14 protein-coding genes and 1 pseudogene are annotated in these 18,156 nt (G+C 73.8%); 10 read left to right on the forward strand and 5 right to left on the reverse strand.

Annotation, left to right across the window (positions count from 1 at the left end; all coding sequences use genetic code 11):
* Window positions 1-13: 13 nt before the first annotated feature.
* Together WA762_RS05370 and WA762_RS05375 are read left to right on the forward strand one after the other, a co-directional pair.
* Window positions 14-397 (forward strand): helix-turn-helix domain-containing protein, encoded by a 384-nt coding sequence (locus tag WA762_RS05370; protein WP_335933337.1) that lies wholly within the window; start codon window positions 14-16, stop codon window positions 395-397.
* A 307-nt stretch (window positions 398-704) separates the two neighbouring features.
* Window positions 705-978 (forward strand): annotated as a pseudogene (locus tag WA762_RS05375) (ferritin family protein).
* 795 nt (window positions 979-1,773) lie between these two features.
* On the opposite strand, the gene WA762_RS05380 reads toward WA762_RS05375, so the two are convergent.
* From WA762_RS05380 to WA762_RS05390, 3 genes are all read right to left on the reverse strand, one after another.
* Window positions 1,774-2,538, reverse strand: a complete 765-nt coding sequence (locus tag WA762_RS05380) for an SDR family NAD(P)-dependent oxidoreductase (protein WP_335933339.1) — start codon at window positions 2,536-2,538, stop codon at window positions 1,774-1,776.
* A 183-nt stretch (window positions 2,539-2,721) separates the two neighbouring features.
* Entirely contained in the window at window positions 2,722-3,555 is an 834-nt protein-coding gene (locus WA762_RS05385; protein WP_335933340.1) for a DNA-formamidopyrimidine glycosylase family protein, read from the reverse strand.
* A gap of 200 nt (window positions 3,556-3,755) precedes the next feature.
* Complete coding sequence (locus tag WA762_RS05390; RefSeq protein WP_335933341.1) at window positions 3,756-8,432, reverse strand: Lhr family helicase; 4,677 nt, start codon at window positions 8,430-8,432, stop codon at window positions 3,756-3,758.
* 116 nt (window positions 8,433-8,548) lie between these two features.
* On the opposite strand from WA762_RS05390, the gene WA762_RS05395 reads away from it, so the two are divergent.
* From WA762_RS05395 to WA762_RS05405, 3 genes are all read left to right on the forward strand, one after another.
* Entirely contained in the window at window positions 8,549-9,418 is an 870-nt protein-coding gene (locus WA762_RS05395; protein ID WP_335933343.1) for an AraC family transcriptional regulator, read from the forward strand.
* A gap of 136 nt (window positions 9,419-9,554) precedes the next feature.
* Complete coding sequence (locus WA762_RS05400) at window positions 9,555-10,394, forward strand: AzlC family ABC transporter permease (RefSeq protein ID WP_443080522.1); 840 nt, start codon at window positions 9,555-9,557, stop codon at window positions 10,392-10,394.
* Window positions 10,391-10,714, forward strand: coding sequence for an AzlD domain-containing protein (locus tag WA762_RS05405; RefSeq protein WP_335933344.1), 324 nt, complete (start codon window positions 10,391-10,393; stop codon window positions 10,712-10,714). The genes WA762_RS05400 and WA762_RS05405 overlap by 4 nt, the downstream gene beginning before the upstream one ends.
* A gap of 199 nt (window positions 10,715-10,913) precedes the next feature.
* On the opposite strand, the gene WA762_RS05410 is transcribed toward WA762_RS05405, so the two are convergent.
* Window positions 10,914-11,828, reverse strand: coding sequence for a hypothetical protein (locus WA762_RS05410; protein ID WP_335933346.1), 915 nt, complete (start codon window positions 11,826-11,828; stop codon window positions 10,914-10,916).
* Between the two features lie 79 nt (window positions 11,829-11,907).
* On the opposite strand from WA762_RS05410, the gene WA762_RS05415 reads away from it, so the two are divergent.
* The 4 genes from WA762_RS05415 (at window position 11,908) to recX (ending at window position 15,580) form a co-directional block, all read left to right on the forward strand.
* A complete protein-coding gene (locus WA762_RS05415; protein WP_335933348.1) occupies window positions 11,908-12,102 on the forward strand; it encodes a DUF3046 domain-containing protein in 195 nt (64 codons plus the stop codon).
* A 201-nt stretch (window positions 12,103-12,303) separates the two neighbouring features.
* Window positions 12,304-13,476 carry an AI-2E family transporter gene (locus WA762_RS05420; RefSeq protein WP_335933613.1) on the forward strand — a complete coding sequence of 391 codons (1,173 nt, stop codon included), beginning with the start codon at window positions 12,304-12,306 and terminating at the stop codon, window positions 13,474-13,476.
* 253 nt (window positions 13,477-13,729) lie between these two features.
* Window positions 13,730-14,851 carry a recombinase RecA gene (gene recA, locus WA762_RS05425; protein WP_335933349.1) on the forward strand — a complete coding sequence of 374 codons (1,122 nt, stop codon included), beginning with the start codon at window positions 13,730-13,732 and terminating at the stop codon, window positions 14,849-14,851.
* Window positions 14,852-14,854: 3 nt separating this feature from the next.
* Window positions 14,855-15,580 (forward strand): recombination regulator RecX, encoded by a 726-nt coding sequence (recX, locus tag WA762_RS05430; RefSeq protein WP_335933350.1) that lies wholly within the window; start codon window positions 14,855-14,857, stop codon window positions 15,578-15,580.
* 206 nt (window positions 15,581-15,786) lie between these two features.
* On the opposite strand, the gene WA762_RS05435 is transcribed toward recX, so the two are convergent.
* Window positions 15,787-17,259: an MFS transporter gene (locus WA762_RS05435; protein WP_335933352.1), complete on the reverse strand. Its 1,473-nt coding sequence runs from the start codon at window positions 17,257-17,259 to the stop codon at window positions 15,787-15,789.
* Window positions 17,260-17,418: 159 nt separating this feature from the next.
* Here WA762_RS05435 and WA762_RS05440 point away from each other — a divergent pair, with 159 nt between their 5' ends.
* Complete coding sequence (locus tag WA762_RS05440; RefSeq protein WP_335933353.1) at window positions 17,419-18,123, forward strand: TetR/AcrR family transcriptional regulator; 705 nt, start codon at window positions 17,419-17,421, stop codon at window positions 18,121-18,123.
* Window positions 18,124-18,156 lie beyond the last annotated feature (33 nt).

The following is an 18,156-nucleotide window of genomic DNA, read 5'->3' on the forward strand; positions in this document are numbered from 1 at the left end:
GAGGGAGCCACCGATGATTCTGCTCCGTCGCCTGCTTGGTGACGTGCTGCGTCGGCAGCGCCAGCGCCAAGGCCGTACTCTGCGCGAAGTCTCCTCGTCCGCCCGAGTCTCGCTCGGCTATCTCTCCGAGGTGGAGCGGGGGCAGAAGGAGGCGTCCTCCGAGCTGCTCTCCGCCATTTGCGACGCGCTGGACGTACGGATGTCCGAGCTCATGCGTGAAGTGAGCGACGAGCTGTCCCTGGCCGAACTGGCCGAGTCGGCGGCAGCCAGCGATCCGGTACCCGTACCGGTGCGCCCGATGCTCAATTCCGTCTCCGTGACGTCGGTGGCGGGTGTGCCGACGGGTCGGGTGACCATCAAGGCGCCCACGGAAGCGGTGGATGTCGTCGCCGCCTGACCGCGTGGTCCGGTGTGCGGTGGAAGCCCCGGTCGGCCCCTCGTGGGGCGGCCGGGGCTTCCGTGTGTCCCACGGATTCTCCGATGGGTTCCCTCATGGACCCTCTCGCGAGCTCTATCGCGGGCCCATTCGCGGGTTCGCTCCTGGGTTCACTCATGGGCTCCGAACGGCCCGGTGCGCGGGCGCTCTCCGGAGTCCAGCCCGCGATGCCTTTCCTGGCCTGGCGGACATCCTCGAATGGCCGTTTTGTCCGGCTGTGCAATCGTGGTTGATGTCGAGCGGAACAGGGAGAGGAACGGAGAAACGCATGTCCGTGGTGAAGAGCCCGTTGTCCGGGTCCGACCTCAAGATCGTCGGAGACGCGTCGCAGGGCGCCCTGGTGGACCTGGTCGACCTCTCTCTCGTGGCCAAGCAGATCCGCTGGAACGTGGTCGGGCCGCGGTTCCGGTCCGTGCGCCTCCAGCTCGACGAGGTGGTCGACACCGCCCGTCGGCCCCGATCCGGTCAGCCAGGATCTGCTCATCGGCCTCACCGCCGATCTTGAGCAGCAGGCATGGATGTTCCAGGCGATGGAGGCCTGACGCGCGCGGAGCGGCATGACGTACATCGACTACCGCCACCGCGTCGAGATGGAGGCCTGACGCGCGCGGAGCGGCAGCGCGGTGCCGGCTCGTCGGGCCGACCCTCCTCGTACGAGACCGCCGCCCCGGCCCGGCCGCGTCGGCCCGCCTTGCGCCGGCGCGCCGTACGGGCCCGCCGCCGTGAACCCGCACAGCCCGCTCGGGGAACTCAGGGCGAGAGCGCGCGACGGACCGTGCCACAGGCCGCGCGCCGATGGCGCACCGGTGCGCCCTCCCGCCGAGCGAGCGCGCCGGACTAGGTTCGGCCGGAGGAGGCAGCCATGGTGCGGCGATGGGTGCCGGCGCTCGTCCTCGGCGGGGTGTGGTGGTGGGCCGTACTGAGGCTCGTCCTGGAGCCGTCCCACGCGGGGCTCGTCGAGGGCGCGGTGGCGGCGGGCGGATGGGGGCTGAGCCTGCTGCCCGTCCACGCGGCCGCGGCCGCGGGGCGTGAACGGGGACGGGGGCGGTCGGGGACGCCGGGCACCGGCACGGCTCCGGGGCCGGACGCGGACTGGCCGTCCCGGGCCCGGGCGTGGTGGGCCGACGGGTGGTGCGAGGCGGAGGCGCGCGGCGCGGAGTGGTGGTACCGGGGCCGGGCGCGGTGTGCGGGCTGGTGGACCGGTGTCGGACGGCCGGGCGCGGCGCGGTGGTGGGCCGCCGCGATGGGGCGCGTGCGGCGGATGGGTCGGGGCGGGGCGTGGTGCGCCGGTCGGCGGCGGAGCGCCGGCGCGCGGCGCGGGAGCCGGGCCCGGCGGACTACCAGGGCATGGCCACGCCACCGTTCGGGCGGAGGACCTGACCGGTCATGAACGCCGACGCGTCGGAGGCGAGGTGCAGCACGGTGTGGGCGACGTCCTCCGGCTCGCCGACCCGGCCCAGCGGCGACATCCGCGCCATCGCGGTCTCCGCCCGGTGCTGCTGCTCCGCGTCGTGGCGGGCGGTCATCGGGGTGCGGATCCAGCCCGGGGCGACGGCGTTGACGCGGATCGACCGGGGCCCCAGTTCGGTCGCGAGGGTCCTGGTCAGCTGGACGACGGCCGCCTTGGCCGCGCTGTAGCAGAGCAGCCCGGGGCTCGCGGCGTCGACCGCCCCCGAGGCCATGGTGATCAGCGAGCCGGGCGCGCCACGCGCGATCATGCCGCGAGCCACTTCCTGGCAGGCGTACAGGACGCCCTTGAAATTGACGGAGAACACGCGGTCCAGATCGTCGTCCGAGGTCTCCAGGACATCGCTGGTGTGCATGATCCCGGCCGCCGTGACCAGGACGTCGAGGTCGCCGGCGGCGGTCACCGCCGCTCTCAGCCGGCCACGATCGGTGACGTCGAGGGAGTGGAGGCGGGATGCGCCGCCCGCTTCGGCGATCAGGTCCTGGGTCTCCACCAGTCCGTTCTCGTCGAGGTCCGCGCAGTGCACTACGGCGCCCGCCGCCGCGAGCAGGACGGCGCAGGCCCGGCCGATGCCGCTCGCCGCCCCGGTGATGAACGCGGAGTGCCCCGTCAGGTCGTACGCCGTGAGAACCATGGCCGGACCGTACGACTCGATCTGACGACTCGTCAACTACTTGGTCTGGAAGGGAATGTGAGGTGTGTGAGGGCTTTCTGGGCGGATGGGAGAGGCTTGGTGCCGGTGCCGGTGCCGGTGCCGGTGCCCGGCATGGGCGGGGTGGTGGGTGGTGGATGCCCGCGGTCGGGGGCGGGGTGGGGATCAGCTCGTGGGGCCCGTCTGGCAGTGGGGGCACCAGTAGGTGGGGCGGGCGTCCTGGTCGGCCGTGCGGACCGGGGCGCCGCAGCGCAGACAGGGGCGGCCTCCTCTGCCGTAGACCCAGAGCCGTTCGTGCGCGCCGTGGCGGCGGGGTGAGGCGCCCGGGTACGGGTACGGGGCCGAGCGCGCGAGCGTCGTGGTCGTGCGCGTCGGACGGTCGCGGTTGGCATCGAGGAGCCGCTTGGCCGTGGTGACGAGGCGGAGGGCGGTGGGGGCGCCCAGCTCGCCCATGGGGAGCCAGGGAGTGACGCGGGCGAGGAAGCAGAGCTCGGCCTTGTAGACATTGCCGATGCCGGCCAGGTTGCGCTGGTCCAGCAGGGCCTCGCCGACCGGGCGGGACGGCTCGGCGAGCAGATTGCGCAGGGCGGTGTCCGGGTCCCAGTCGGGGCCCAGGAGGTCGGGGCCGAGATGGCCGACCACCCGTTGCTCCTCCCCGGTACGGAGGAGTTCGAGGACCGGGAGCCGGTAGCCGACGGCCGTGTGACCGGCATTGGCGAGTACGGCGCGGATCTGGTGCGCGGGACCGCCGCGCCAGCGCTCGCCGGGGGCGTAGACCCGCCAGGCGCCGTCCATCCTCAGATGGCTGTGGAGGGTGAGGCCGCCCTCGACGCGGGTGAGGAGGTGCTTGCCGCGCGAGACGACGTCCAGCACCGTCCGCCCGGTGAGGTCGGCGGTCGCGAACCGGGGGACCCGCAGGTCGGAGCGGGTGAGGATCCGGCCGGCGAGTGCCGCGTGCAGGCGTTCGGCGGTCTGGAGGACGGTGTCTCCTTCGGGCATGCCTCCATGATGCGACCTCGGGGGAGGGGAGCGGCCGGCCCGTACCGGGGTGACGGAGGAGGCCGGTGAGCGCGGCACGGGCGGTGAACCGGGCGCGGCCGGTGAACGGCCCGCGGGCGGCCCGTCGGCGCCGCGGCACGGTCGGCGGACTGGCGGACTGGCGGGCCGGCGGGCCCGCGTATCCGCGCGGCCGGTGGGTTTCAGGCGCGGAGGCGGAGGCCCCGGGGGGTGGCCAGGAATCCGGCCGCCTCCAGGGCGCGTCCGAACGGGGACGTCAGGGACGAGGCGCCGTTGACGCGTTCCACCGTGACCGTGCCGAGGGTGCCCGCTCGGGCAGCCGAGGCCAGCGCACCGGCCGCCGCGACGAGTGCGGGGTCCTGCGGGTCGGCGGGCCAGGCCAGCAGCGTCTTGCCGCCGCGCTCCATGTACATGGTCAGCTCGCCGTCGACCAGCACCACCAGGGCGCCCGCCTTGCGGCCCGGCTTGTGCCCGGCCCCGTCCGGCGACTCCGGCCAGGGCAGCGCCGCGCCGTACGCGTTGGCCGGGTCCGCCGCGGCCAGCACCGCGGCCTGGTGCGCGGCGCCCGGTTCCGCGCGCTCCCGTGCCGTGGACACCGCGCGCAGCCGGTCGACCGCGCCGTCCATCGCGAACTGGGCCGCGCCCAGCCCCTCGACCACGTAGCCGCGCCGGGCCCGGCCGTTCTCCTCGAACGCGGAGAGCACCCGGTACGCGGCGGAGAACCCGCCCTCGACCCCCTCGGCCTGGACCGCGCCGCGGGTCACCACCCCGTGCCGGTCCAGGAGCGTGCGCGCCAGGGCGTGCGCGCGGTGCGTGGGATCCGGCTCGGCGTCGGGCAGCAGCGACCAGCGGCCCGAGACGGTGGGCGGGCCGGTACGGGACACGGGCCGGGCGGCGGCCGTGAGCGAGCCGTAACGCCCGCGCGGAACGCTCCGTCTCGCGCGGTGGGCGGTCGATCCCGCCGTCCGTCCGGAGCCGAGGAGCGAGCGCAGCGGGGCCAGTGTGTCGTTGGTGAGGCGGCCCGACCAGGCCAGGTCCCAGACGGCGTCGGCCAGTTGCGGATCGGTGCAGTCCGGATGTGTGGTGGCGCGGACCTGGTCGGCTATCTGCCGGAAGAACAGGCCGTAGCCGCCGCTCAGGGCGGTCAGCACGGATTCGTGCAGCGCGGTGAGTTCGAGGGGGTGCGGGGGCGGGAGGAGCAGCGGCGCGCTGTCGGCGAGGTAGAGGGACAGCCAGCCGTCCTTGCCGGGCAGCGCCCCCGCCCCGGCCCAGACGACCTCGCCGGTGGTCGTCAGCTCATCCAGCAGCGCGGGGGTGTAACCCGTCACCCGGCTCGGCAGGATCAGCTTCTCCAGGGCCGACGCCGGGACGGGCGCGCCCTGCAACTGCTCGATGGCGCGGGCCAGCCCGTCGATCCCGCGCAGGCTCTGGTCGCCCAGGTGCTGCCACCGCGGCAGGAAACCGGCGAGCGCGGCGGGCGGGACGGGCTCCAGCTCGTGGCGGAGCGCGGCGAGCGAGCGCCGCCGCAGCCGGCGCAGCACGGCGGCGTCGCACCACTCCTGACCGATGCCGGCGGGGTGGAACTCGCCCTGGACGATCCGGCCGGCCGCGGCGAGCCGCTGCAGGGCCCCGTCCGTGACCGCGGCGCCGAGACCGAACCGCGCGGCGGCCACCGCGGAGGTGAACGGGCCGTGCGCGCGGGCGTACCGGGCGAGGAGATCCCCGAGCGGGTCCTTCACCGGCTCGGTGAACGCCTCCGGGACACCGACCGGGAGGGCCGTCCCCAGCGCGTCCCGCAGGCGTCCCGCGTCCTCGATCGCCGCCCAGTGGACCGTCCCGCCGATTCTGACCCGGATCGCCCGGCGGGCCGCCGACAGCTCCGGGGCCCACGACGGCCGGGCGCCCCGCTCGACCAGCTCCTCGTCGGTGAGCGGGCCGAGGACCCGCAGGGCGTCGGCCACCCCCTCGGCGTCCTTGATCCGGCGGTCCTCGGTCAGCCACTGGAGCTCCCGCTCCAGCTCGGTCAGCACATCGGTGTCGAGCAGCTCGCGCAGCTCCGCCTGCCCGAGGAGCTCCGCCAGCAGCCGGGAGTCGAGGGAGAGGGCGGCGGCCCGCCGTTCCGCGAGGGGCGAGTCGCCCTCGTACAGGAACTGGGCGACGTAGCCGAACAGCAGCGAGCGGGCGAACGGCGAGGGCTCCTGGGTGGTCACCTCGACCAGCCGGACCCGGCGCGCCTCGAGGTCGCCCATGAGCTCCGACAGGCCGGGCACGTCGAAGACGTCCTGGAGGCACTCGCGGACCGCTTCCAGAACGATCGGGAAGGAGCCGAACTCCGAGGCCACCTGGAGCAGTTGCGCGGCGCGCTGGCGCTGCTGCCAGAGCGGGGTGCGCTTGCCCGGGCTGCGGCGCGGCAGCAGCAGCGCGCGGGCCGCGCACTCGCGGAACCGGGAGGCGAAGAGCGCCGAGCCGCCGACCTGGTCGGTCACGATCTGGCCGATCTCGCCCGGATCGAACGTCACGTCCGCCGCGCCGACGGGGGGTTGGCCGCTGTCGTACGACAGGTCCGGCGGCGGGGCTGCGGCCGGGTCCTGCCCGGGGTCGGCGTCCAGCAGGTCCAGCCCCAACAGGTCGGCGTCGGGCAGCCGCAGCACGATTCCGTCGTCGGCGTGCATCACCTGGGCGTCCATGCCGTACCGCTCGGCGAGACGGGCGTTCAGCGCGAGCGCCCACGGGGCGTGCACCTGCGCGCCGAAGGGGGAGTGGACGACGACCCGCCAGTCGCCCAGTTCGTCGCGGAACCGCTCGACCAGGACCGTCCGGTCGTCCGGGACATGACCGCAGGCACGACGCTGCTCTTCGATGTACGACAGGGTGTTGTCCGCGGCCCAGGCGTCGAGCCCGGCGTCGAGCAGCCGTCGCCGGGCGTCCTCGGGCGGCATCCCGCCGATCTCCCGGAGGAACGCGCCCAGCGCGCGGCCCAGCTCCAGCGGGCGGCCCAGCTGGTCGCCCTTCCAGAACGGCAGCCGGCCGGGAACCCCGGGGGCGGGCGACACCAGGACCCGGTCGCGGGTGATGTCCTCGATCCGCCAGGACGTCGTGCCGAGCGTGAAGACGTCCCCGACCCGGGACTCGTACACCATCTCCTCGTCCAGCTCGCCGACCCGGCCGCCGCCCTTCCTTGGGTCGGCGCCCGCGAGGAAGACCCCGAACAGCCCCCGGTCGGGAATCGTCCCCCCGGAGGTCACGGCGAGCCGCTGGGCGCCGGGCCGGCCCGTGACCGTACCGGCGATCCGGTCCCAGACCACGCGGGGGCGCAGCTCGGCGAAGGCGTCGGACGGATAGCGTCCGGCGAGCATGTCCAGCACGGCGGTGAACGCGGACTCCGGGAGCGAGGCGAAGGGCGCGGCGCGGCGGACCACGGCCAGCAGGTCGTCCACCTGCCAGCTGTCCAGCGAGACCATCGCGACGAGCTGCTGGGCCAGCACGTCCAGCGGGTTGGCGGGAATCCGGAGCGCCTCGATGGAGCCCTCGCGCATCCGCTCCGTGACCACGGCGGCCTGCACCAGATCGCCCCGGTACTTGGGGAAGACCACGCCGGTGGAGACCGCGCCCACCTGATGCCCGGCGCGGCCGACCCGTTGCAGCCCGGAGGCGACTGACGGCGGCGACTCGACCTGGATCACCAGATCGACCGCCCCCATGTCGATGCCCAGCTCCAGACTGGACGTGGCGACCACGGCCGGCAGCCGCCCCGCCTTGAGGTCCTCCTCCACCTGGGCGCGCTGCTCCTTGGAGACCGAACCGTGGTGCGCGCGGGCGAGCAGCGCGGGGGCACCCCTCGCGGCCCCGGACTGGGCCATGACCTGGGCCGGGGCGTGCGCCTCCGGCAGCGGCGGGGCGGGACCGTCGTCCCCGGGCACGGCGCCGGCGGCCCGCTCGTACGCGATCTCGTTGAGCCGGTTGCACAGCCGCTCGGCCAGGCGGCGGGAGTTGGCGAAGACGATGGTGGAGCGGTGCTCCTGGACGAGGTCGGCGATGCGTTCCTCGACATGGGGCCAGATCGACGGCTTCTCGGCCTGGTCCGGCCGGCCGGCGTCGGAGGCGGGGGAGCCGCCGAGCTCGCCCAGGTCCTCCACCGGCACGACCACCGACAGATCGAACCGCTTGGCGGCGGGCGGCTGGACGATCTCCGCCTTCCGGCGGGGCGAGAGGAAGCGCGCCACCTCGTCGACCGGCCGGACCGTCGCCGACAGGCCGATCCGCCGCGCGGGGCGGGCCAGCAGCTCGTCCAGACGCTCCAGGGAGACGGCCAGATGGGCGCCCCGCTTCGTGCCCGCCACGGCGTGCACCTCGTCGAGGATGACCGTCTCGACCCCGGACAGCGCCTCGCGGGCCGACGACGTCAGCATGAGGAACAGCGACTCGGGCGTGGTGATCAGGATGTCCGGCGGGCGGGTCGCCATCGAGCGCCGCTCGGCGGGCGGGGTGTCGCCGGAGCGGATGCCCACCCGGATATCGGGCTCGGGCAGCCCCAGCCGCACCGACTCCTGGCGGATGCCGGTCAGCGGCGAGCGCAGATTGCGTTCGACGTCGACCGCGAGGGCCTTGAGCGGCGACACGTACAGCACGCGGCAGCGCTTCCTCGTCTCGGCGGGCGGCGGGACGGACGCCAGCCCGTCGAGCGCGGCGAGGAACGCGGCCAACGTCTTGCCGGAGCCGGTCGGCGCGACGACCAGCACGTCCGACCCCGCGCCGATCGCCCGCCAGGCGCCCTCCTGCGCGGCGGTGGGCGCGCTGAAGGCGCCGGCGAACCAGCCACGGGTCGCGGGGGAGAACGAGTCGAGCACGGAACCGGCCATGTCCCCCATCGTGCACCCCGCCACTGACAACGGCCCGTGACCGCCCGCGGCGGACACCCGCCCCCGTGGACGCGACCGCCCCGCGCCCGCGCCCGCCACCTGCGAGAATGCCGCCCATGGCCGCGATATCGGAGCCGGGACCCGGGGAGTGGGCGAGACACTGGCGGTACGCGGAACTGCCCGGCCTCGACCTGCTGCGCGCCCGGTACGTGCGCCACACCTTCCCCCGTCACAGCCACGAGGGATACGTCTTCGGCACCATCACGCACGGCGTGGAGGACGTCGGACTGCCCGACGGCACCGTCCACGCGGGTCCCGGAGTCGTCGTCATGATCAATCCGGAGGTGCCGCACACCGCCAGGGCCGGTGTGCCCGAGGGCTGGGTGTACACCACGCTGTACCCGTCCGCGCGGGTCGTGAAGGACATCGCGGCCGAGACGACCCGTCTGCGCGGCACCGTCGGATTCACCGAGACCGGTGTCACGGACCCGTGCGCGGCCCGGCTGATCGGCGAGGTCCACCGGGCCGCCGAGGAGGGCGACGCGCTCGCCGCCGACACCGTGCTGCGGGTCATGGTCACGCGGCTGCTGGGCCGGCACGGCGGCGCGCTGCCCACGCGCGTGCCCCGTTCGGCCGGCGCACGCGACGCGGCGCGCGCCCGGGCCGTGCTGGAGGACAGGATGGCGCGGCCGCCCACCCTGGAGGCGCTGGCCGCGGAACTCGGCACCGGCCAGTTCGCCTTGCTGAGGGCCTTCCGGAAGCAGTACGGAATGCCGCCGCACGCCTGGCTCACCGATGCCCGGGTGCGGGCCGCGCGGCGGCTGCTGGACGCGGGGCGGCGGCCCGCGGAGGTGGCCGCCGAGGTCGGTTTCACCGACCAGCCGCACCTCAACCGCCATTTCACCCGGATCGTGGGAGTGCCCCCGGGCGCGTACCGGCGCGAACGTGCAGGAACGTACAAGACCGGGACCGATCCGAGCACGTAGCGTTCCGGACGTGGCAGAAGAGATAACGGTCCCGGAAGGGCGCGGGGAGGCGGCCGACGCGTGCCGCGACGGCGCACACGCCCCGGCGAGGCGGGAGGAGACGTTCGAGAGGACGTCCACGGCGTCGTCCGCGGCGGTGTCCACGGTGCAGCTCACGGCGACGCCCACGGAGAAGAAGCCCACGGAGAAGAAGCCGGACGCGGCCGTCGTGCGCGACGCGCTCGGCGTGGGGACGGCGGTCGGGCTCTCCGGTTTCGCCTTCGGGGTGACGGCGGCCGGTTCCGGGCTGAGTCCGCTGCAGACCTGTGTGCTCAGCCTCGCCGTCTTCACCGGCGCCTCGCAGTTCGCCCTCGTGGGCGCCCTCGCGGCGGGCGGCAACCCGTACACCGCGGCCGCCGGGGCCTTCTTCCTCGGCGTGCGCAACGCGTTCTACGGCCTGCGGCTGTCGCAGCTCCTCGCGCTTCCGCGCGCGCTGCGCCCCTTCGCCGCCCAGTGGGTGATCGACGAGACGACCGCCGTGACGCTGGCGCAGCCGACCCGCCGGGCCGCCCGGCTCGGCTTCGCCGTCACCGGACTCAGTCTCTACGCGCTGTGGAACCTGACGACGCTGCTGGGCGCGCTCGGCGCCGAGGCGCTGGGGGACACCGACGCCTGGGGGCTGGACGCGGCGTCCCCTGCGGTCTTCCTCGCCCTGCTCGCGCCGATGCTGAAGAGCGCCGCGGAACGCGCCACCGCGGCGCTCGCGGTCCTGCTCGCGCTCGGGCTGCTGCCCGTACTGCCCGCCGGCGTCCCCGTCCTGCTGTCCGCCCTCGCCGCACCCGCGGTGCTCTTCCTGTGGGGACGCGGCGGAGGACCGGGCGGGGACATGAACACGGCGGGCGGGGACGCGACCGCGCCAGGCCGGGACGCGACCGGGTCGGGCGGGGACGCGACCGAGTCAGGCCGGGGAATGACCGCGACGGAGGCGGACCGATGAACGTCTGGATCGCCATCGCGTTGACCGCCGTCGGCTGCTACCTCGCCAAACTGCTCGGCCTGCTCGTCCCCGCGGGGGTGCTGGAACGCCCCCTCACCCGGCGGCTCGCCGCCCTCCTGCCCGTGGCTCTCCTGGCCGCCCTCACCGCGCAGCAGACCTTCGGCGACGGCGGACAGCTCACCCTGGACGCCAGGGGCGCGGGGCTCGCGGCGGCGGCGCTCGCGCTGGTGCTGCGCGCGCCCTTCCTCGTGGTGGTGGGGTCCGCCGTGGCCGTCACGGCGGCGGTGCGCGCCCTCGGACCGGTGCTCTGGGGAGGGTGAGCCGGCCACGGGCGGTGACAGGGCCCCGGGGCGACGAGGGCGCGGGCGGCGGCGAGGGGCGTGGGCGATGACGGGCGCGGGCGACGAGGGGCGTATGACGGGCGCGCCCGGCGTGCGCCGGTGACGTGCCCGGTCGAGGGGCCTGCGGGCGCGCACTCCTCGCCCGTCGGCGAGCCGGTGCACGCGCCCCGGCACGTTCTCAGCCGAGGTCGCGCCCATGGGCTCGCAGGGTCACGAGCGCCTTGAGGGTCACCAGGGGCCGCCCCTCCAGGGCCGTGCCCGGGGCCCACTGGCGCCAGTTCACCGGCCAGCCGCCGTCCGCCTGCTGCTCGGATTCGAGATGGTCGAGCGAGCGCTCCAGCTCCGCGTCGGTGAACCAGGCGCGCGCCAGCGAATCGGGCGTGCGGGCGTAGTCGTACGGGAAGTGCTGCTCGCCCGGGGCGTATCCGGCTGCCACCGGGTACTCCGCGCGCCGGTCCGGATCCAGCACGACGAGCCGCTGCTCCCGTACCAGCCGCCCCAGCCGGGCGGCCGCCGCCTCGGCGCGGGCCCGGTCCGGGGCGCCGTCCAGAAAGGCGAGCGCCGCCTCGATCTCGTAGGGGTGCGACCGGTTCAGGGCGTCGACCGCCGCCCAACAGAAGTCGGTGGCCCGGAACAGCCAGGCGTGCCACACCGCGTTACGGTGCAGGAGACCGACCACGGGGCCGGTCGCCAGCAGCTCCGCGCGCGGCGTGTCGACGATCGGGATGAACGGCGCCGCCGGGTACCCGCGCTGGGTCGGCAGCAGGGCGGGCAGCGCCCCCTCCTTGGTCGACACGTCGCTCAGGAAGCGGCAGATCCGTTCCACCCGCGGCCCGCCGCAGCGGCCGATGGAGTCGAGGACGGAGAGCGCGTGCGCGATGTGCAGCGGCTGACTGACGGGGCCGCGCAGATCGGGTTCGAGGGCGTGCCCGTAACCGCCGTCCTCGTTCAGGTAGGCGGCCAGCGCGGTCTCCACGGCGTCCGCGCTCCCCTCCAGGAAGTGGTGGGCGAACCGCCGTTGTTCCAGGACTCGGGCGGTGAGCCAGATGAACTGCTCGGCACGGTTGAGGGGACTTGTTCCGGTTCCAGCCATGGACCGACCGTAGGGCGGTAAGCGCTCTCGGCGGGCCGCGGCGGCCGGGCTGCACTCTCAGGAGCGCGATACTGGGGTCATGCGGTTGACGATTTTCTGGGAACGGATGGCGGACCACTTCGGCGCCGGGTACGCCGACTCCTTCGCGCGCGACCACGTGATGTCCGAACTCGGCGGGCAGACCGTGCACCAGGCGCTGGCGGCGGGCTGGGAGGCCAAGGACGTCTGGCGCGGGGTCTGCGCGGCGGTCGGCGTCCCCGCCGACAAGCGCTGACCCCGGCCCGTCGACGGCCCGACCTGTGCCGTTGCGCGGGGCGGACCGCCGTTCGTCACCGTGGTGGGTGAGACTGGAGCGGTGCCATCTGCAGACGAGACCGCCCAGACCCCCCAGACCGTCCGGAACCGGACGGCCCCCACCCGGCCCGTCGCGCCGGATCCGCCGGCCGCGACGGCCGGTGCCAGGCCGATGGCGCGCATGCCCGTGTGGCTGCCGCGCGCCATGGTGCTGGCCCTGGCGCTCTACGCCTGCTTCCAGCTCGGCAGCTGGGCGTTCGACCAGCTCGTCGGGCTGCTGATCAACGTACTGATCTCGTTCTTCCTGGCGCTCGCCATCGAACCCGCCGTGAGCCGGATGTCGGCCCGCGGAATGCGCCGCGGTGTCGCCACCTTCCTGGTCTTCCTCATCGTGCTGATAGCCTCCACCGGCTTCGTCGTCCTGCTCGGCTCGATGCTCGCCGGACAGATCGTCGACATGGTCGAGGAGTTCCCGAAGTACCTGGACTCGGTGATCAACTGGATCAACCAGACCTTCCACACCGAACTCTCCCGGGTCGAGGTCCAGGACAGCCTGCTGCACTCCGACTGGCTGCAGAAGTACGTCCAGAACAGCGCGAGCGGCGTGCTCGACGTCTCCACCACCGTGCTCGGCGGGCTGTTCCGGCTCCTGACGATCTCCCTGTTCTCGTTCTACTTCGCCGCCGACGGCCCCCGGCTGCGCCGCGCCCTGTGCTCGGTGCTGCCGCCCGCCAGGCAGGCGGAGGTCCTGCGGGCCTGGGAGATCGCCGTCGACAAGACGGGCGGCTACCTCTACTCGCGCGGCCTGATGGCGCTCATCTCCGGGATCGCCCACTACGTCGTGCTGGTGATCCTCGGGGTCCCGTACGCCCCGGCGCTCGCCATCTGGGTCGGCCTGGTCTCCCAGTTCATCCCCACGATCGGCACGTATCTGGCGGGGGCCCTGCCGATGCTGATCGCGTTCACCGTCGACCCCTGGTACGCGGTGTGGGTGCTCGGCTTCGTCGTGGTCTACCAGCAGTTCGAGAACTACGGCCTGCAGCCCAAGCTCACCGCCAGGACCGTGGACATCCATCCGGCCGTCGCCTTCGGCTCGGTCATCGCGGGCACGGCGCTGATGGGCGCGGTGGGCGCGCTGATCGCGATCCCGGCCGTCGCCACCCTCCAGGCGTTCCTCGGCGCCTATGTGAAGCGGTACGACGTGACGGACGACCCCCGGGTGCACGGCGGCGGCCGGCAGCGGGGTGAGGCGTTGCTCACGCGGCTGCGCCGGTCCTGGCGGACGGGCGGGGACGACGGGGGCGGCGGCGGACCGGCCGGGGCCGCGGAGACGAGGAGCCCGGAGAGCGTCTGAGCCGCCGGGCGGGGCCCGGGCCCCGCCCGGCGCACGCGTACGCGCGGCGGGGCCGGCCCGGCCCGGCGCGTGCGCTTGACACTAAAATCGAACATCCATTCTTATGGGATTCCGGTGAGATTCCGGCCGGGTCCTCCCCGGGCTCGGCCGCGGAGTTTTCCACAGGCCGGGAGGACGTCGAGGCCCATTGTCAGTGGCAGGGGTTAGCGTCTTTGACGTGAAGCGATCGACACAAGCAAATCGGGTGGAACCCATGGCAGGAACCGACCGCGAGAAGGCGCTGGACGCCGCGCTCGCACAGATTGAACGGCAATTCGGCAAGGGTGCCGTGATGCGTCTCGGCGAGCGGCCGAACGAGCCCGTCGAGGTGATTCCGACCGGGTCGACCGCGCTCGACGTGGCTCTCGGCGTCGGTGGTCTGCCGCGCGGTCGTGTGGTGGAGGTGTACGGACCGGAGTCCTCCGGGAAGACGACGCTGACGCTGCACGCCGTGGCGAACGCGCAGAAGGCCGGTGGTTCGGTGGCCTTCATCGACGCGGAGCACGCCCTCGATCCCGAGTACGCGAAGAAGCTCGGCGTCGACATCGACAACCTCATCCTGTCGCAGCCGGACAACGGCGAGCAGGCCCTGGAGATCGTGGACATGCTGGTCCGCTCCGGCGCCCTCGATCTGATCGTCATCGACTCCGTCGCCGCGCTCGTGCCGCGCGCGGAGATCGAGGGCGAGATGGGCGACTCGCACGTGGGTCTCCAGGCGCGTCTGATGAGCCAGGCGCTGCGGAAGATCACCAGCGCGCTCAACCAGTCCAAGACCACGGCGATCTTCATCAACCAGCTGCGCGAGAAGATCGGCGTGATGTTCGGATCGCCGGAGACCACGACCGGTGGCCGGGCCCTCAAGTTCTACGCCTCGGTGCGCCTCGACATCCGCAGGATCGAGACGCTGAAGGACGGCACCGAGGCCGTGGGCAACCGCACTCGTGTCAAGGTCGTCAAGAACAAGGTCTCGCCGCCCTTCAAGCAGGCCGAGTTCGACATCCTCTACGGTCAGGGCATCAGCCGCGAGGGCGGCCTGATCGACATGGGCGTGGAGCACGGCTTCGTCCGCAAGGCCGGCGCCTGGTACACCTACGAGGGCGATCAGCTCGGCCAGGGCAAGGAGAACGCCCGCAACTTCCTCAAGGACAACCCCGACCTCGCCAACGAGATCGAGAAGAAGATCCTCGAAAAGCTGGGCGTCGGCGTCAGGGCGGAGGACAAGGCTGCCGAGGGCGGTGCGGCAAGCGGTGCGGCGGCCCCCGCGGAGAGCGCCAAGCCGGTGCCCGCTCCGGCGGGCAAGACCAAGCCCGCCAAGGCCGCGGCGGCCAAGAGCTAGGCCGTGACGCGTCGTACGGATTGGCCGCTCGACGCCCCTGGCCCGGGCGTCGGCCCAGGATCCGGGTTCGCTGCCGGACACGCCTCCGAGGGCGAGGACGGGGGCGGACGCGGGGCGGCCTCCGGGGCCGGCTCGGCCTCCGGTTCCGGAGAGGGGGCGGGGCGCCGTGCCCGCTCCCGTTCCCGAAGCAGCGGTTCCCCCTCCTCGTCGAGGGCCGAGAAGGGGGAACCGCGAGATCCGGTCGAGCAGGCCCGCAACGTCTGCCTGCGGTTGCTCACCGGGACCCCGCGCACCCGCAAGCAGCTCGCGGACGCCCTGCGCAAGCGGGAGATCCCGGACGAGGCGGCGGAGGAGGTGCTGTCGCGCTTCGAGGACGTCGGCCTGATCGACGACGCCGCCTTCGCGGACGCGTGGGTGGAGTCCCGGCACCACGGCCGGGGGCTCGCCCGCCGCGCGCTCGTTCGCGAGCTGCGCACCAAGGGGGTGGACTCGGCCGTGATCGACGAGGCGGTCGGGCAGCTCGACGCGGAGCAGGAGGAGGCGACCGCCCGGGAGTTGGTGGCGCGCAAGCTGCGCTCCACTCGCGGGCTGGAGCGGGACAGGCGGCTGCGTCGTCTCGCGGGCATGCTCGCCCGCAAGGGCTACGGGGAAGGAATGGCCCTGCGCGTGGTGCGCCAGGCGCTGGAGGAGGAGGGGGAGGACACGGAGGGGCTGGACGAGCCGTTCTGATCGGCCGCACGAGGGTGCGTGCGTTCCGCGCGGCGGTTCGCCTGTGACGGCAGCGGCGTGGGCGCGAGCACGTCGGGCGAGGGCGCTTTGCGGCCGTCGGGCGGCGTGGGGGGAGGCGCGCGGTGGACAGCGGCGGAGCCGGGAGCCTGGAGCCACCGGCGCCACGGCGTCGGCGGGTCGGGTGGAGACCCGGTCGGGTCGTCGGCTCAGACCTCGACCGCGGCCTGGTGGTCCGGCGCCGGCTGCCCGGACGTGGCGGCGGCACCCCCGTCCTTGCTGCCGGAGACGGCGCGGACGGCCGGGATGAGGCCGGCGATCAGCGCGGCGACCAGTGCGATGCCACAGCCGATGGCCAGGCCGGTGCGGAACCCGCTCTCGGAGGTGAAGGTGTGGCCGCCCATGGTGACGGTCAGCTGGGAGAGGACCACGCCCATCACGGCGGCTCCGACCGAGGTGCCGAGTGAACGCATGAGGGTGTTGAAGCCGTTGGCGGCGGCCGTCTCGGCGAGTGGCACCGAGCTCATGATGAGCGCGGGCATCGAACCGTAGGCGAGGCCCACGCCGCTGTTGATCACCATGAGCGCCAGCATGAGGCCCCACGCGGAGCCCATGAGCGCCAGCGACAGGCCGTACCCGGCGGCCAGCACCAGGACACCGCAGATCAGGGTGAACTTCGGGCCGCGGGCGTCGGTGAGCTTCCCGCCGAGCGGCGAGACGATCATCATCATGATCCCGCCGGGCGCCATCCACAGACCCGCGGCGAGCATCGACTGTCCCAACCCGTAGCCGGTGGCCTCGGGGAACTGGAGCAGCTGCGGCACGACCAGCATGCTCGCGTACATGCCGAAACCGACGAAGACGGAGGCCACGTTGGTGAGCAGCACCCGCGGGCGGGCCGTGGTGCGCAGGTCGATCAGCGGATCGCGGGTGCGCAGCTCCCAGGCGCCCCAGGACAGCAGGATCACCGCGGCGGCGGCGAACAGCCCGAGGGTGGTCGCTGAGCCCCAGCCCCAGTTGGCGCCCTTCGACACGGCGAGCAGCAGACAGATCAGCCCGGCGCCGAGGCCCACCGCTCCCGGGGCGTCGAAGCGCTCACCCCTGGCGCCGGCCGGGACCTCCGGGATGAGGAACCAGATCGCCACGGCGATCAGCGCGGCCAGCACGGCGGAGCCCCAGAACAGCACGCGCCAGTCGGCGTACTGGGCGACCGCCGCCGCGATCGGCAGGCCGAGCCCGCCGCCGATGCCCATGGAGGCGCTCACCAGCGCGATGGAGGAACTGAGCTTCTCCGGCGGGACCACGTCACGCAGCAGGGCGATGCCGAGCGGCACCATGCCCATGCCCATCCCCTGCAGCCCGCGCCCGACGATCATCGGCACGACGGAGGAGGCGAGGGCGCACACCAGCGAGCCCGCCACGAGCGGCACGGAGCACGCCAGAAGCATGCGGCGCTTGCCGGTCAGGTCACCGAGCCGTCCGGAGATCGGCACGCAGATCGCGCCCGCCAGCAGGGTGACGGTGATCACCCATGCCGCGTTCGACGATGTGGTGTGCAGGATCTCGGGCAACTCGGCGATGAGCGGCGTGACCAGTGTCTGCATGATCGCGGCGGTGATGCCGGCGAGGGCCAGCGTGGCGACCACACCGCCGGTGCGGGCCGTGGGCTGGGGGGCGTCCATTCGGGACTCCAGAAAGTGAGGAGGCCGCCGGGCTCGGTTCGCGCGCCGGGGGCCTCATGTAAACAACTGCTTACACAGACGCTAGAGCAGCTCCGGGCGTGTGGTCAACATTTGTTTACATCGCGGGGGACGTACCGTTCGGGTGGAGAGAGGACAGCGATGAAAGCCAGCAACACCCCGGCCGGTCCCGCCCGCCAGGCGTCGAAGGCCGGTACGCAGCCCCGGACCCGGTCGGCCGGTGCGCCGTCCGCGACGTCGTCGGCCGGCGGCCCGGCGGCATCCCGGCGCGGAGGCGGTGCCAGAACCCGTGCGCTGCTGCTCGACTCGGCCCGCCGCCGTTTCGCGCACGACGGATACGCGGCCACCACCGTGCGCGACATCGCCGACGACGCCGGAGTCAACGTCGCGCTGATCAACCGTTACTTCCAGTCCAAGGAAGGGCTCTTCGAAGCCTGCCTGAAGGGGGTCATCGACGAACTCGGCCGCGAGGCGGGGGCGGTGGCCGGCCTGGAGCAGGTGCCGGAGCGGATCGGCGCCTACACCGCCGGTCTGCTCACCGCGGACGGCTCCCGGGACGCCCTCCTCCTGCTGCTGCGCGCCTCGGGCGACGACCGTACCGAGAAGATGCGCACCGGTCTGCTGCGCACGTTCAGCGAGCGGCTCGCCGCGGCGGCCGGGTGGCGGCCCGACGCCCCCGACGGGGACCGGCTGCTGCTGCGCGCCCAGCTCGTGCTGTCGGTGACCTTCGGCATCACGGTGCTGCGGGCGTCCCGCGGCCTGGAGCCGCTCGCGTCGGCCACCGAGGGGGAACTCGGCGGGCCGTTGGGCGAGCTGGCCGACGCCCTGCTCACCGGGCGGCACTGAGCCGCGGTGCGCCGGACCGGCCGCCGGACCGGT

Source organism: Streptomyces tyrfis (assembly GCF_037034285.1).
GTDB lineage: Bacteria > Actinomycetota > Actinomycetes > Streptomycetales > Streptomycetaceae > Streptomyces.

What these genes read in the sequence shown, in the direction of transcription:
- WA762_RS05395 (WP_335933343.1), top strand. Translation starts at nt 8,549, where the DNA reads ATGGCCGCGATATCGGAGCCGGGACCCGGGGAGTGGGCGAGACACTGG.
- WA762_RS05405 (WP_335933344.1), top strand. Translation starts at nt 10,391, where the DNA reads ATGAACGTCTGGATCGCCATCGCGTTGACCGCCGTCGGCTGCTACCTC.
- WA762_RS05435 (WP_335933352.1), bottom strand. Translation starts at nt 17,259, where the DNA reads ATGGACGCCCCCCAGCCCACGGCCCGCACCGGCGGTGTGGTCGCCACG.
- WA762_RS05440 (WP_335933353.1), top strand. Translation starts at nt 17,419, where the DNA reads ATGAAAGCCAGCAACACCCCGGCCGGTCCCGCCCGCCAGGCGTCGAAG.
- WA762_RS05415 (WP_335933348.1), top strand. Translation starts at nt 11,908, where the DNA reads ATGCGGTTGACGATTTTCTGGGAACGGATGGCGGACCACTTCGGCGCC.
- recA (WP_335933349.1), top strand. Translation starts at nt 13,730, where the DNA reads ATGGCAGGAACCGACCGCGAGAAGGCGCTGGACGCCGCGCTCGCACAG.
- WA762_RS05410 (WP_335933346.1), bottom strand. Translation starts at nt 11,828, where the DNA reads ATGGCTGGAACCGGAACAAGTCCCCTCAACCGTGCCGAGCAGTTCATC.
- WA762_RS05385 (WP_335933340.1), bottom strand. Translation starts at nt 3,555, where the DNA reads ATGCCCGAAGGAGACACCGTCCTCCAGACCGCCGAACGCCTGCACGCG.
- WA762_RS05390 (WP_335933341.1), bottom strand. Translation starts at nt 8,432, where the DNA reads ATGGCCGGTTCCGTGCTCGACTCGTTCTCCCCCGCGACCCGTGGCTGG.
- WA762_RS05420 (WP_335933613.1), top strand. Translation starts at nt 12,304, where the DNA reads ATGCCCGTGTGGCTGCCGCGCGCCATGGTGCTGGCCCTGGCGCTCTAC.
- WA762_RS05370 (WP_335933337.1), top strand. Translation starts at nt 14, where the DNA reads ATGATTCTGCTCCGTCGCCTGCTTGGTGACGTGCTGCGTCGGCAGCGC.
- WA762_RS05380 (WP_335933339.1), bottom strand. Translation starts at nt 2,538, where the DNA reads ATGGTTCTCACGGCGTACGACCTGACGGGGCACTCCGCGTTCATCACC.